Origin of the sequence: Clostridium punense, from assembly GCF_017874425.1 — a bacterium.
Classification (GTDB): domain Bacteria; phylum Bacillota; class Clostridia; order Clostridiales; family Clostridiaceae; genus Clostridium_J; species Clostridium_J punense.
The window spans coordinates 30,124-45,310 of sequence record NZ_JAGGLL010000008.1 but is presented as its reverse complement, the minus strand read 5'-3'; the positions used below and the strand labels follow the sequence as shown (position 1 = coordinate 45,310).

The following is a 15,187-nucleotide window of genomic DNA, read 5'->3' as shown; positions in this document are numbered from 1 at the left end:
TACTATTTTAAACCTGCTCCTGGGGTAAGAATCCACCTATCCACAAAAGCTTTTTCAACAAACTCCCTTTTAGCTAGATACTCTTTTAATGTATCTCTCAAATATTCCTTGTTATATCTTACATTTTCATTGTTTTTTAATGATTGATACCCTGTTCCTCTTTGTAAATAAACTGAGGTTGCAACGGAATACCATTTTTCCTCCTGGAGCTTTTCCTCATTTATAAAAATATTTACTATTTTTCTTCCATTATGCTCAATAACAACATTAGATACATGGAGTCTCCCTAAATATTTTCCTCTAAAACCTGGTCCCTTACCATCGGCATAGCAATAATCTGTTTCCAAAGAGTTTTCGAGAGCTTCCCTTAAATATTTACCCTGTATGTCAAAGCTGGTGGGATTTAAGGGTGAGGGACTTAATTCTAGAAGCTTCTTTGTTGAAACCTCACCTTTTCTCATTCCGCCATTTATAACTCCACTATTTATGAGCCCAATATCGCACTTAAGCACATCCCTTAAAGCATCTGCTAGTAAATTTGTCATAGGGTTTTCCTCAACTACATCATGCCAAAGATCACTTTGGAGTTTATAAAGAGGTACACTTAATTTATCTATAGCCTTTTCCTTATTTTCCTTTAATATATCTATAACTTTTTCACAGGGATTGCATTGCTGAATATTTATGTTTTCCCCTTTAATAAGCTCAACATTGTTGTCATTTACTTCTAGTTCTAATACTCCTAAGTTTTCTCCAAAACTGCCTGAGGTAAATATTATCTTTCCATTTACTATTTCAGGCTCCTCCATTAATATGTGAGAGTGTCCACCTATTACCATATGAATACCCTGAACATTCATTGCAAGGTCCTTATCCTTGTCCATTCCAAGATGTGACAATACTATGCACAAATCATATTTCCCACTGTTTACTCTTATTTCTTCCTTAACTACTTCTATATAATCCTTAAAAGCAAGTCCTCTTAACTCATTAATTACACCTAAATCAGGTGATGCACCTATAATTAAAATTCTCAGATTGTTTTTATTCAAGATAAAACTTTTTTTCACTCCATGAATTTCTTTAAAGCCGATACTATATGCATTGCTGCTTAAAAAAGGAATCTTTGAGTTCTTTGCCATGTTTTCCAAGGTGTCTAAGCCATTAAAGGTTTCGTTGTTACCTACAGCTATAGCATCATAACTACCACACTGAAGTAGCTCTAAGGCAGCTATTCCATCTGTTCCCTGTAATTCTAATCTTTTAAAGTCAGCAAAATCCCCTGCATCCAGTATTATTGTCGCTTCATCCTTAAGCTCATTTATCTTACTCACTATTTTTGAGAAATTCTCAAAGTTGCTATGTATATCATTTGTGTGTAATATTTTTAACTTCATATTTATCCCCCAATAATTTTAAAACCTAGTTATTACTTTTACACACTAATTATATAACTTTTGGAATTTAGTTAACAAGAAAAAATATTTCCTAATCCTTTTCATAGCTCATATCTTTGCGAAGTGAGTTTATAACAATGAACATTAAGATATTAAGACATCCACAAATTAAGATAAGAATATAATGAGATATATTTATTTAAAGATGTCTTTTTATAAATATATCTTTAAAAGAAGATAAGAAGATATAGTATTCATGCGGGTTTGCGGGGATTAAGGTGGATTTTCATACTTAGAAAAGCCTTATAGATTCATAGTGAAAAAGGGTCATGCAGTGTGTACATGACCCCAGGGGTAAATTCTACCTAAAAAGTTTAATGATCAAATCTATCTAGTTTAAATAAATTCATATCGCTATCTACCTCTCCACAATATAATTTACTTAACATCATTCCACCTAAAATAGCAAATAGTATTCCATTTGCCCCATAACCTAAGCAATACCATAGTTTAGAATTATTATGATCCTTCCCGATAAAACCCAGATTATCTTGAGTTGATGCAAAAGCACCACAATATCTATATTCTATCTCCATATTTAAATTTGGAAATAAATTTTTTAACCTTTGTTCTAATTTTTCATAACTTTTACTACATAATTCTTCATTATATATATCTGGTATAAAGTTTATATCCTCCCCTCCAATTATAAGCCTGTTATCTATAGTTGTTCTAAAGTAATTATAAGGATCATTGTTATCTCTAAAAACTACATCTTTGCAAATATCCTCAATGTTATTTATGGGCTTTGTTGCAATATTAAATGTAGTAGTCTTAGTTCCAAAGGCCCTCTTAGTGAAAAGTCCTGTATTATACCCTGTAGCTACAATAACAATTTTTCCTTTAACTTTATAACCGTACACAGTTTCTACGGCAACTTCATCATTGCTATATTTAACATCTATAACCTCTGTGTTTTCATATGCTCTTAATCCCTTTTTACAACTCTCCTCAATTAGATGATGAGTAAATTTATAGGGATCAAATTCAGCCCCTCCACCTTTACCTAATACACCACCTTTTACATCAAATAAAAATGGATTATTATCTTCATCAATAAATTCTACGTGGAATCCAGCCTCTTTTCTAAAATTATATTCTTGCTCCATCTCCTTCTTTTCTAATTTCTTAGATGTATACAAAAAACTATCTACTCTTTTAAAATCACACTTATTCCCATATTTATCTATAAACTCTTGAATTTCATCTAATGCCTTTATTCCAAGCTTATAAGACCTTATTATATTCTCCATACTTGTATATGATTTTAGCTCCATAGCATTACTATCAAGCTCATATTGAAGTAATGAGGTTGTTATACTAGTACTGCCATGACCTATTCTCGATTTCTCTAAAATCACAGAATCAATATTGCTTTTACTAAAATAGTATCCTAAAATTGCTCCAGTGACTCCTCCACCTATTATTATTACTTCTGTCTCTATATCCTCTGTTAAATACTCATACTGTTTTATCGTTTTGTTAATTCTTGTAAATATGCAATCTCCTTGTACATATTGTGTATTCATAATAACCACCTATTCTCTTAAGAATATTTTAAATAGAATCTTTTCAATTCACTTCTCATACTTTTATAGTTAATCTTCTAAAGATTTTTCAAAGTCTCTATATTTTACAGAAACATCCAATAATTCATATAAACTATTAAAAAATTTCATGCTTTGTATTGTCCTATTGTTGTCTTTCTTGCGGATTTTTGAAGTATCCCATTGCAGTAAACTCTTAGCAAGGCAATTGAATAATACTATTTTGTAAGCTTATTTTTTCCTAAAGTTTATGGTATATTCTATAAATACAAATATATATTTGATAAATTTAGGCGAAAAAATTACCAGTGAAAGTGAAAACAATTTCGGATTTTTATAATGAAGCAATACCAAGAAAATTTGAATATATACCTAAGAACAAATTCAAGATTCATACCTTTAATAAGTAAACATACAAGTCTTTATGTACTCCATAAATCTTCTGTTTTAAGCAAATAAATTCCAAGAATATCACAATATTTGTTCTTTTAATGCATTTATTTAAAATTTGAGCCATGCAGCATTACACCACATGGCTCATTATATTTAACTCATGATTCCTTTAGCAATTTCTTTTACAAGGTCTAAACTTAATTCTGTTGTTTCTACTACGAATTCAAGGCTCATACCTTTACGAAGTAAGTTCCTCGCAATTTCAACTTTGGCCTTATCTTGCCCTTGTTGAACTCCTTTTTCAATTCCTTGCTCAATTCCTTGCTCGATTCCCTTTTGAATGCCTTTTTGAATTCCTTTTTCAAACCCTATTACAATTCCCCTTTTCTCAACCTCAGGGTCATAAAAACTTTTAAACATAATCTCAACCTCCTTACTTAATCCTTTATAATAATTGTAGGTATCTATGAAATAATCATTTAAATTCTGTATTACTGATAACATCTCGTTGTAATCTTCTAAGGTAATTTTATCACATTTATAGGCCTCACTAATAGCTTCAAGAGTATTTTTTATTGTAATTAATATATGTATATTAATCTTTTCTACTTTTTCCTTTTTTAATTCTTCTGGTTGTTTACTTTCTTTAAGCCTTTCCATAAATCTTCTGTAATTAAAAAGTTGCAGAGGATAAAGTAAATACTTATTTTCCTCATATAGTCTTTGAATATCATATTCCCAATATTTTAATACATTGATTTCATAATTAAAGTTTCCTTGCTTAGGAAATTTGATTCTTAGATTAATCTTATCCTCTAGCCCCTTTTCCTTTTCTAATACTATAAGATAAGGTTCTGGGAAACTGATATCTATAGTATTTTTATTTAATTCCATGAAGTTTTTAACTGCCTTATCAAAGCCATACCTAAAAATTCTTATGCCCATGTCCTTTTCATATTTAGTTTGAAACTCTATAGCATAGTCATAGAGCTTACCTTTATCAGTAACTTCAATGTACAAATCAGCTCTAAAACTTAGAATAACACTGTTTATATTTCTATTTAGGTTTTCTACGTTAGGATAATTAACCTCTGCTTCATATCCAATGTCATCACCATAAATAGAGTTTAGAAAATCAATAATAGGTCTCTTATTCTTAAGGGTAAATAATCGCTTCATTATGCTATCCATATTTAATGAAGTTTTGCCTGAATTTTTACTTGTATCACTTTCATAGTTTGACTGGTCTTCTTGGACTAATGTTAATACATTTCCTTGTTTTAAGTAATACATAAATTCACTTCCTCTCATTAAATATTATAGACAAAAAAGTCAGCTCCTAAACATATGTTCGCATAAAAATTACAGAAAAACTAGAGTTTTAGTTAATCATCCCTGGAGTATTTTTTGTTATATTCTATAATTACTAATCTATTAAAATATTGGTGTATAATGCACCATATAACTTTTAAGGCTTTCTCTTTGCTTATTCTCATTTTTTTCAAAAATAACAAATGCGTGTATTCACACGCCCTTTTAAATAGCTAGCAATTACTTACACTTTTTTACACAAGCCTTGAAACCTTATAATTCCAAGGCCTTACAGGCATTTTGCTAGCGCAAAAAAAGTTGAAATTCCTATATAATAAAAAAGCCCTAAGCTTTGAAAACTTAGGGTGAATTATTATGATAAGAGTCTGCTCCGTCCAACAAAAGTTACCGCAATCATTCCTGCCCCAGTATGACTTCCAATGATTGGGCCAATATTACATATTATAACTTTTTCAGCCAGTTTTTCTTCTATGATGAGCTGTTGTAAATACTTGGCCTCCTCTAGACAATTTGCATGACCTAGGAAAATGGTTTCACACTCTGTCTTCTCACAGTCTTCCTTTAACTTTTGTATCAAGTAGTGGTAGCTTTTTTTTCTTCCTCTCATCTTGGCTGCCGTAACAAGTTTTCCTTCTCTATCCACACTTAGTATTGGTTTTATATCTAATATACTTCCTACCGAAGCTTGTACTGCATTAATTCTGCCTCCACGTTTTAAATGTTCTAGGTCATCAACAGCAAACCAATGACATATTTCAAAACGCTTCTCTTCAATCCAATGCTTTAATTTATCTATAGAAAAGCCTTCCTGCTTTTTTAATGCTGCCAAATATACAAGCAGACCTTCACCGATTGAAGCACATAGGGAATCAACACTTATAATCTCCCTGTCCGGGAACTCTTCTTTTAAATCACTTATTACTAACCTGGAGGCATTATAAGTACCGCTCATTCCGGAAGAAAAGGAAATATACAGAACCTCTTTTCCCTGCTTTAAAATATCAGTAAAGATAGTCTTGTATGAATTATAATTAATCTGTGTGGTTGAAGACATCATACCTGTTCTTAAATGACCATAAAAATCATCAAGAGCCATTTGTCTTTCATCAGGATAATGACTATAAATCTTATCCTCAATAATAAACTCCATAGGTATGACTACTATATCTAAATCTTTAAGGATTTCCACTGACAAATCACATGTTGCATCTGTAACGATTATATAATCCTGCACTATAATTCCTCCTCTAAAAATATAGAAGAATTATAACATCTATTGGTTTATTACGTATATACACAGATTAGCTCTTTTGTGAAAACCGCTCTAAAGCATCTCTCATGGTTCCTTTAAGAATCACCTTTGTCATGTCAGTAATTTCCTCAGGGCTTGGAGTAAAGTCTGCCTGTATCCAATGGGTCAACACGCCCACTAAAGAAACGCTATAGTAGTGGGCTGTAAAATCTTTTTGTGCCTCTTTTACTTCTAAATCGGTTGCCATATCATAAACAATATTTTTCACTACACGAAAAACACTTTTATACACAAAATCTTCCAGATACCCTCTGCCTAGTGACTTAAATACACAAATAGTAATTTTTTTATTTGCTTCCAAATAATGAAATAAATATAATAATTCGTTGTGCCAGGATTCATATGTACTATTTATCTCCAGTTGTTCCAAAGCTTCTTCATGGTAAAACCAATCTAAGAGCTCATAAATATCTTTAAAATGATAGTAAAATGTACGTCTGTTCATGCCGCACATGTCTACAATGTCCTGAATTGTTATTTTTTCGAAAGCTCTTTCACTCATCAACAGCTTCAGAGCATCTGCCAATTTCTTCTTTGTAGTATTGATCTCATTATTCATTAATTTCACCCTTAATATACAATGCTTTTCAATAAATTTTATCATACTTTAAACTATATTTCTTTCTAAATCTAATATAATTATTTTTATAAGAAGAAAATATTATACCATCTTAAAATACAATTAATTTAGAAGTCGTATTAGTTAATCACCCCTGGGGTGTTTTTTGCTTTTCCATATTTATACAAAAACACGTTGACAACCTACACATTTCTATGTTATACTAATGTAGTTGCGAAAGAATGCGCCAATTAGCGCTAAATAATTTTATCCATAAATTAAGATATTATTTGACTCTTGTGATTTTGAAAGCAAGAGTTTTTTGTTTTTTATAGCAACAGAAATCGGAGGTAGTATGGAAATTTTAATAGTATTTTTACTAAAACTACTGGACAACACGCTAGGCACAATGAAGAATATATATCTAGCCCGTGGAAAGTTCTTTTTTTCTAGCTTGCTAGCAGCCTTGTCTACAACTATATATATGATTGCCGTTGTAAAGATGGCAAGTTCAGATGGCATCCTAAGCATCGTAGCTATATGTGCCGCTACATTTATCGGGACTCTGGTTCCAGGGCTTGCAGTTAAAAAGTCTGAGAAGGAGAAGCTTTACATCTTTGATATCACAGCAGACACCCTGCATAGTGGCAAAGAGTTTGCAGATATTTTAAGAAGTGAGAACATTGCCATAAAAACCAGCGTTGTCTATGACAATACCATGGTAAAGACTCTCTCCATAAAAGCTTATTGTGCCAGTAAGAAAGAAAGCAAAATGGTTAATGAAATCATATACCCAGCTTTCAAATACAATGTTTATACACCAATGAGCTTAGATTAAAATTTGAGCCATGCAGCATTACACCACATGGCTCCTCATGTTTAGCTCATAATTTACTCACCCCAGGGGTAACTCTTTATTTCATTTAGAAGCCTTTGTACTTCACCCTTAGGATTATTCCACCAGTTATAGCTCCAGATTCTAGTTATTTTCCATCCTCTAGATTCAAGGTAGCGTTGTCTATGGATATCTCTTTCCCTTGCAGATTTGGAGCTGTGGTAGGTTGCTCCATCACACTCTATTCCTAGGATATACTTAGATTTTATTGGATCATAAATAGCTAAGTCTATTTTATATCCTGAAACTCCAACTTGAGTGTGCACTTCAAGGTTATGGAGTTTATCTTTTAAGGCCTCATAAACTTCAGCCTCAAAGTCACTGTCATGGTGTATTTCTTCTTTATTTTTCACTTTGGTATCCACCACAGCTTTTAAAATGTTCTCAGCTTCAGTTTTATTTCCACTCGATACTGCTCTAACATATTGGAGATAATTTTTGAACAGCTTTGGTCCTTGATTTTTAGTATTATCCACTTGAAGTTCTTCTGGTTCAATGGAAGTTACTACATAAATCTTTTTCTTCGCTCTACTGATGGCAACGTTTAGTCTGTTTTCTCCACCATCTTGAGATAAGGAACCAAAGTTTACAGAAACTCTTCCCTTTTCATTTTTTGCATAGGCAACGGAGAAAATGATTATATCTCTTTCATCCCCTTGAACATTTTCTATGTTTTTTACAAATAAGCTTACATCTTCATTTTCATCCATTCTGTCAATTTCAGCTAGGTATAGTTCCCTAAATTCACTATCTTCACTAGCCTTTTTATCTAGCAGGTCTTCTATAGCAGTTTTTTGACTAATGTTAAAGGTGATAACTCCTATGGTTTCCCTGTTTTTTCTTTCCTTAAGAATCTGATGAACTAAGGTTACTACGCTTTCAGCTTCTTCAATATTTGCTCTGTTAATCCATTTTCCAGGTACCATTATTCTTTCAATTGGAACTCCATATTCCCCTTGGGTATAAACATTTGGTGAAATCTTAAGTCTTCCTTCGTAAAAGGCATAGTTAGAAAAGTTAATTAGTTCTTCAAAGGAAGAACGATAATGGTAGTTTAAATGAACTCCTTTGTAGTTTACTTTTGCAAGGTCTAGTAAGCTCTCCTCTTCTAGTGCTGCTGTGGTGTCGTCCTCTATTTCTTCCTCTTCCTCCTGATCTAGGAACCTGTTGGAGAAGGTTCCATTTGGTCTTAACTGCTTATCATCTCCTGCAATTATTACGCTGTTTCCTCTAAAGATTGTTGGAATGGCATTTTCCACATACATCTGGGAAGCTTCATCAAAGATTATAATATCAAAGAGCTTCTCTTTTAAAGGTAGTATTTCTGACACAGTTTCTGGGCTTAACAAAAAGCAAGGAAAAACCTTCAGTATCATATCACTATAATCTTCAACATACTTTCTAATAGGCAGCAGTGCTCTTTTTTTGTTTGCTTGCCTCTTAAACTCTTTAAAGCCTTTTTCGCTTTGAAGGGTTTCTATTTCAGAGTTCCATTTATTTAATATGAATTCTCTCACTAAGTTTTGCTTCACTTCAATATTTGTATTTATCCCTTGAACTAATTTATCGAAAACCCCCAGGTACTGCACTGCCTTTTGGAATTCTTCTTCCTTTTCTATTTCCCCAATGTGATAAAGCATAATAAACTCTAGAAGCTTCTGAGTAGAGTTTTTCATTTTCTCCACATCTTCATTTAAAGCATAATTCATAATTTTAAATTGCAGCTCACTAAGCCCTTTAGTGGTTTTAAGTTCAGTTTTATACTCCTCTATAAGATGAAGAGCTTCAATAACATCCTTAAAATATTCCGTTAAATCCTCACCCTTAAGGAGCTCTGCCACCACCAGGTTATAAACTCGTTCATTTAAGGCCTTCTTCACAATGGAAATCTCCTGAAGAGAAGTTTCTATTTCACTATGGAGTGTAATTATAGATTTTTGTAGCTGTGCATATCTATTTTCGTATTCTAATCTATTAGCTTCTTCCTGTTTTTTATTTTTTGAATAATTCATCCAATACTTAAGACTCCACCATCTACCATCATTGATAGGCTTAAGCAAGTCTCCATTTTTCTCAAGAGAAATAGCCTTAATTACTTCCTCTAACTTATCCCCAGTTAAAACGTAGCAATTTTCTTCAAAGGCCTTCATTAGTTTATGGTACAGGTCCCCTTCACTAATTGCTTTATCAGTGATTGTCTTAATGGGGTCTATGATATTTTCCACCTTCATAGAAAGCTCATCTATATCCATAAAACTCATGTTTAAATCCACATCATCCACAAAAGGATTTTTAGAAAGCAGGTCTCTATAAGTTTTATAGCTTAAAACCTCTTTTTCCTGAAGCCCTTCTACTGCTTCCTTTAGGTTTTCATAAGTATAAGTTTTAAATACATTTTCCTGCCTAAACCTAGAAAAATCAGAATATCTACTGTCTTCTCTACTTTTTATACCCTTTGTCTTACTATACATTTCTTGAAGGGTTAATCCAAAAGGTCTTTCTCTATGAAGTGCATAGGCTAGTTTTTCTAATTGCTCTATTTTATTATCAATATCCTTAGACACCTGGAGTATATTTTTCTCGTATTCCTCATATTCTTCCGCTAAAACCTCTAGGGACTGAGCTACTGTACTATAAAAGGACTTTTTATCCCCTTCAGTATCATGGATTAAAAGTGCCTTGGCATTAAGCTTTGCAAGTCTGTTATAAATAACATCCAGCGCCGCTCTTTTTTGAGACACCATAAGTACAGTTTTATTTCTTGCTAAGGCATTGGAGATAATATTAGCAATGGTTTGTGACTTACCAGTACCTGGTGGCCCATATATAACTAATTCTTCTGTGTCATTAGAAAGCTTCACAGCCTTTTCTTGACTATAATCTAAGGCAGACATCAGATAAAGCTCCTCTTCACTAAAGGATAACTTACCATGCTCCTCTTTATCTTCTAAGGAATTTGACTCTAGAGCAGAACTGGTCTTAAGTAAATCCTCCAAAAGTTTATTATTAATGTCCATTTGGAGTAAATCTTCATAATCGTTATAAATAGAATTTGCTATAGGAAACTGACCAAGGACTAAATTATAACTTAACTTCAGTTTTCCCATTTCAAAGTTTGGCAAAGTATCCTTTTTATATTCTAAGAATTTATTAACTTCAGTAGGACTATTTTCAATTATAATGTTGTTTTCCTTTAACTTTTCTAAGGCTTCAGTAATAAAGTTTTCTTCAACCTTAGAAAACTCAGTTTCAATGTCCTTAACCTTTATTTCATTATGTTTACAAATAGCCAGTAGCAGCACCTTATTTAAATAAATTACTGCTTCCTCCTTATTTTCTAAGTAGTAGCTGTCTCCATCCCTAAGCAATGACACTGGAAACATAAAAAGTGGTGCCCTAACAAAGGTATCATCCTTAAGTTTTCCCTCCACAAAAGGATAACCCACATAAAGCTCATTTCTGCCAGTTTCCTTAATAATGCTTGTGATTTCACGAAGAAGGGCTCTAAGACTCACTGAGTACTCAACTAGCTTATCTCTCTTACCACTAAGACTCTGCTGTTCCCTCTCCAGCTTTTCTCTATATTTAGTTTTGATTTTTTCCTTTAACTCCTGAGCCTTTTCTTTGTCTAAGGTACTATCAATACTTGATAGCTCTAACTTCTCTTCCTTTGCTATATCCTTTTCTAAAGTACTCTCACCCTTTAGAAAATAGGCAGAGTAATCAGGAAGAATTAAAAACTTCTTATCTTCTCTACTTATAAGGTAACTTAAAATATCACTAATAAACCCTTCAGAAAACTCCCCTAATTTATATAAATCAAAAGCTCTCTTATTAGGTAACTTCTTACTAACCAAGCTTCTATTTCTTCCACTTAAATTTATTAAACGTTCCTTGTACTTGCTTAAAATTTCCTCCACTATAACACCTCTTAAGAAGCTCTAGTTCTCTATGTACTTAAATAAATCATAGTCTAAAGCTTATTTATTTTAAAATCTATAGAAAATTTATATTAAATAATGAACAAGTTCATTAAAGATAAAATATTAATGTGTTTCTTATAAAGCAAAATAATTGCACTGCCTTATTATATGCAATGCAATTATATTATACTTTCTATTTATTATATTTGCCATAAAGATGGCAAAACAAATTATGTTCACAATTTGTTAACTACCCCAGGGGTAAAAGAATAATGCCCCCAAGGGGAACTTAATTAACTCTTTCCTTAAAAATCATTTCAACTTGCTCTTCACTTAAGCCAGTTAATTCTATGATAACCACCTTGTTAAATCCCTTACTAATCATATTTCTCGCAATTTCTATTTTTGCTTTATCTTGTCCTTGTTGGATTCCTTTTACAATTCCCCTTTTTTCAACCTCAGGGTCATAAAAACTTTTGAACATAACCTCAACCTCCTTACTTAATCCTTTATAATAATTGTAGGTATCTATGAAATAATCATTTAAATTCTGTATTACTGATAACATTTCGTTGTAATCTACTAAGGTAATTTTACCATATTTATAGGACTCACTAATAGCTTCAAGAGTATTTTTTATTGTAATTAATATATGTATATTAATCTTTTCTACTTTTTCCTTTTTTACTTCTTCTGGTTGTTTATTTTCTTTAAGCCTTTCCATAAATCTTCTATAATTAAAAAGCTGCAGAGGGTAAAGTAAATACTTATTTTCTTCATACAGTCTTTGAACATCGTATTCCCAATATTTTAATACATTGATTTCATAATTAAAGTTTCCTTGCTTAGGAAAGTTGATTCTTAGATTGATCTTATCCTCTAGCCCCTTTTCCTTTTCTAAAACTATAAGATAAGGTTCTGGAAAACTGATTTCTATAGTATTTTTATTTAATCCCATGGAATTTTTAACTGCCTTATCAAATCCATACCTAAAAATTCTTATACCCATATCCTTTTCATATTTAGTTTGAAATTCAATGGCATAATCATACACTTTGTCTTTGTAAGTAACTTCAATATATAAATCTGCTCTAAAGCTTAAAAGGTCATTGTTTATATTTCTGTTTAGATTTTCCACATTGGGATAATAAACTTCTGCCTCATATCCAATGTCATCACCATAAATAGAATTTAAAAAATCAATAATTGGCTTCTTGTTTTTAAGAGTAAATAGTCTCTTCATTATGCTATCCATATTTAATGATGTCTTTTTATAATTGTTACTTGTATCACTTTCATAGTTTGACTGGTCTTCTTGGACTAAGGTTATTACATTTCCTTGTTTTAAGTAATACATAAATTCACTTCCTCTCATTAAATATTATAGACAGAAAATCAAAATACTAAACATATGTTCGTAGTGAATTTAAAGAAAAGGCTATATTTTAATATAATGTTAAAATATAGCCTAAAAAAATTATAGATGGATGAACCCATCTATAATTTTCAATAGAAGAAAATTACAAACATATTATATGCGTTGATTATGTAGTTTTTCTTTAACTAATTCTTCGTGATAAAAATAATTGATGTATTTTATGCAATTTTTGTTGCAATAATTTTGTATTTCTATAGATAAATCTATCCAGTATTTTTTTTCGTTTTTAATATATATTTTTTCATATTCACTATATAAGTTGGGATAGTTTACGTTAATATAGTCTAATATTCTTTGTTTATATTCCCCTCTTAGATTTAGATTTTCAAACCAATATTCATCAACATAAGTATGAGTTTTTTCTATAATACTTTTAAAATCTGTAATGTATGGAAACATTGGTGACATAAATAATACTGTATAAATTCCTTGATTGTGCAATTCTTTTAATGTGTAAAGCCTGTCGTTAATGCTACTTGCATTATCCATATCGTTTTTGAAATTTTCATCTAATGTATTTATAGATATAGATACTTTTAAATCTTTGCATTTTTTTAACAAATCAATATCTCTTAGAATAAGTTTGGATTTTGTAGAAATTCCAATGGAGCACTCTATATTCACTAACTGTCCCAATATTTTTCTTGTAATTTGATATTTTTCTTCAAAACAATTATAGCAATCTGTCACAGAAGAAAGAAAAACAGATTTATTTTGCAACTTTTTCAAACTTATAGGCTTATCACACTGTTTGATATCAACAAATGTTCCCCATTTTTCCCTATGCCCTGTAAATCGTTTCATAAAACAAGCATAGCAGTATTTACAAGCATGTGGACACCCAATATAAGGATTTATTACATAATCGCTTGCAGGCAAATTGGATTTTGTTAAATAGTCCTTAACTTGCACAATTTTTTCTTTTATTTCCATTTATTTTCCTCTCATATTCATATTAATTTTATATATCAAATACAAATAATGTTTTCCTCTCGCTTAGTTACTATTGTTCATTATATTATAGTTTTTAATATAACTTATTATAACATAGTTTACAAAATATCACATCTATTATACATACACTGATTTAAAATATAGCCAAAGAAAAAGGGCTATCTCAAAATAATCTTTAAATATCATTTTGAACCAAAAGAGAAATTTAAGACTTTAGCACTAGAAATTTTTGAACTTAATTCAATATAGTCTCTAAGAAGAGGCTATTTAATAATCTACATGAAATTATAAACTTAAGTATAACTTCATAACTTTCCTATAAACACAGCAGTATGACATTTAAAATTAACCATTTCATTGTTAACTGGTTGATTAAATTTGTTTTTTTATTTATATATGTTTAAGCATAAATATTAAACAAGTAAATTTTAAGGACATGTAGAATTTTCGACTACATGTCCTTAATATAGTAATTTTTAGTTTTATTAAGTTTAAAAATTCTTCTTCTATTTTTATTATTATGCCTATGCTAAAGCTTGTTCGCTGCATCAATTAAACTTTGTCTATCAACTGGTTGCAAAGTTTGATAATCTACTTCTGTTACATTTCCCTTGCTTAAGTTCCAATAGACAATTGTTTTAATATTTGCTGGTGAACTATTAGCATCTACAAATTCTTTAATAAGTCCTTTGATTACTCTAACTTCTTCTTGCATATTGCTTGACTTACTAAAGGTAATAAAAATAAACTTATTATTTTTATTATCCCATCCACCTTCTATAGGTATTTCAATTCCCCTATGATTAGTAGTAATTAAATTCCTATCTATAATTGCTGAAAGTTCCACATGTTGAATTTCATTAAAAGGATATTGATAATGTAACATAGCTAGTGAAACCAGTCTTTGAAGCATATCTTTAGTAATCTTGAAGGAGTACTGCTTATGAAGATAGGTTTGTATTGGACTCAATGTCTTGTTTTTAGTAGCATCTCTGATAACTTTCATTGCCTCCGAAACTGCCCTTCCGTAAATAGGATTTCCAGAAGTATTGTAATTAAAATATGCTTTGAAATAAGTATATAGTGATTTTAATTTCATTTTGTCTCCCCGACAAATTATTATCACTACTAGTTATATGTGGTAACGATGTAAATTAGAATAAATATGAATCTTCCAAAAACTTTATTTTTATAACCTCCCCTATGTTATAAGACCGTTGATTTAGAACATGTTAACTACCCCAGGGGTAAATTCTGTATTACTGATAACATCTCGTTGTAATCTACTAAGGTAATTTTACCATATTTATAGGACTCACCAATAGCTTCAAGAGTATTTTTACTCTAACATTTAATCCTACTTGAGTATTCCGATCA

At 30.9% G+C, this 15,187-nt stretch carries 10 protein-coding genes; 1 reads left to right on the top strand and 9 read right to left on the bottom strand.

The genetic code is table 11. The features are described from left to right. Positions 1–2 precede the first annotated feature (2 nt). The 5 genes from J2Z44_RS06375 to J2Z44_RS06355 all read right to left on the bottom strand — a co-directional run bounded on the left by J2Z44_RS06375 (position 3) and on the right by J2Z44_RS06355 (position 6,600). Positions 3–1,397, bottom strand: a complete 1,395-nt coding sequence (locus J2Z44_RS06375; RefSeq protein WP_021283623.1) for a bifunctional metallophosphatase/5'-nucleotidase — start codon at positions 1,395–1,397, stop codon at positions 3–5. A 374-nt stretch (positions 1,398–1,771) separates the two neighbouring features. After that, on the bottom strand, positions 1,772–2,986 hold the full coding sequence (locus tag J2Z44_RS06370; protein ID WP_021283622.1) for an NAD(P)/FAD-dependent oxidoreductase: 1,215 nt from the start codon (positions 2,984–2,986) through the stop codon (positions 1,772–1,774). Between the two features lie 564 nt (positions 2,987–3,550). Further along, a complete protein-coding gene (locus J2Z44_RS06365) occupies positions 3,551–4,690 on the bottom strand; it encodes an RpnC/YadD family protein (RefSeq protein WP_209649425.1) in 1,140 nt (379 codons plus the stop codon). A 391-nt stretch (positions 4,691–5,081) separates the two neighbouring features. Next, on the bottom strand, positions 5,082–5,963 hold the full coding sequence (locus J2Z44_RS06360) for a DegV family protein (protein ID WP_021282123.1): 882 nt from the start codon (positions 5,961–5,963) through the stop codon (positions 5,082–5,084). A gap of 67 nt (positions 5,964–6,030) precedes the next feature. After that, positions 6,031–6,600, bottom strand: coding sequence for a TetR/AcrR family transcriptional regulator C-terminal domain-containing protein (locus J2Z44_RS06355; RefSeq protein WP_021282122.1), 570 nt, complete (start codon positions 6,598–6,600; stop codon positions 6,031–6,033). A 355-nt stretch (positions 6,601–6,955) separates the two neighbouring features. Here J2Z44_RS06355 and J2Z44_RS06350 point away from each other — a divergent pair, with 355 nt between their 5' ends. Next, entirely contained in the window at positions 6,956–7,438 is a 483-nt protein-coding gene (locus tag J2Z44_RS06350; RefSeq protein ID WP_021282121.1) for a hypothetical protein, read from the top strand. A gap of 53 nt (positions 7,439–7,491) precedes the next feature. Here J2Z44_RS06350 and J2Z44_RS06345 read toward each other — a convergent pair whose 3' ends face one another. The 4 genes from J2Z44_RS06345 to J2Z44_RS06330 form a co-directional block, all read right to left on the bottom strand. Next, positions 7,492–11,415, bottom strand: a complete 3,924-nt coding sequence (locus tag J2Z44_RS06345) for an AAA domain-containing protein (protein WP_209649424.1) — start codon at positions 11,413–11,415, stop codon at positions 7,492–7,494. A gap of 292 nt (positions 11,416–11,707) precedes the next feature. Then, the gene (locus J2Z44_RS06340; protein WP_209649423.1) at positions 11,708–12,775 is read right to left on the bottom strand and encodes an RpnC/YadD family protein; all 1,068 of its coding nucleotides are present in this window, start codon (positions 12,773–12,775) and stop codon (positions 11,708–11,710) included. A 174-nt stretch (positions 12,776–12,949) separates the two neighbouring features. Continuing rightward, positions 12,950–13,789 (bottom strand): radical SAM protein, encoded by an 840-nt coding sequence (locus J2Z44_RS06335; protein WP_021283619.1) that lies wholly within the window; start codon positions 13,787–13,789, stop codon positions 12,950–12,952. A gap of 550 nt (positions 13,790–14,339) precedes the next feature. Next, a complete protein-coding gene (locus tag J2Z44_RS06330; protein ID WP_021283618.1) occupies positions 14,340–14,909 on the bottom strand; it encodes a hypothetical protein in 570 nt (189 codons plus the stop codon). Positions 14,910–15,187 lie beyond the last annotated feature (278 nt).

What these genes read in the sequence shown, in the direction of transcription:
- J2Z44_RS06375 (WP_021283623.1), bottom strand. Translation starts at nt 1,397, where the DNA reads ATGAAGTTAAAAATATTACACACAAATGATATACATAGCAACTTTGAG.
- J2Z44_RS06370 (WP_021283622.1), bottom strand. Translation starts at nt 2,986, where the DNA reads ATGAATACACAATATGTACAAGGAGATTGCATATTTACAAGAATTAAC.
- J2Z44_RS06365 (WP_209649425.1), bottom strand. Translation starts at nt 4,690, where the DNA reads ATGTATTACTTAAAACAAGGAAATGTATTAACATTAGTCCAAGAAGAC.
- J2Z44_RS06355 (WP_021282122.1), bottom strand. Translation starts at nt 6,600, where the DNA reads ATGAATAATGAGATCAATACTACAAAGAAGAAATTGGCAGATGCTCTG.
- J2Z44_RS06350 (WP_021282121.1), top strand. Translation starts at nt 6,956, where the DNA reads ATGGAAATTTTAATAGTATTTTTACTAAAACTACTGGACAACACGCTA.
- J2Z44_RS06340 (WP_209649423.1), bottom strand. Translation starts at nt 12,775, where the DNA reads ATGTATTACTTAAAACAAGGAAATGTAATAACCTTAGTCCAAGAAGAC.
- J2Z44_RS06335 (WP_021283619.1), bottom strand. Translation starts at nt 13,789, where the DNA reads ATGGAAATAAAAGAAAAAATTGTGCAAGTTAAGGACTATTTAACAAAA.
- J2Z44_RS06330 (WP_021283618.1), bottom strand. Translation starts at nt 14,909, where the DNA reads ATGAAATTAAAATCACTATATACTTATTTCAAAGCATATTTTAATTAC.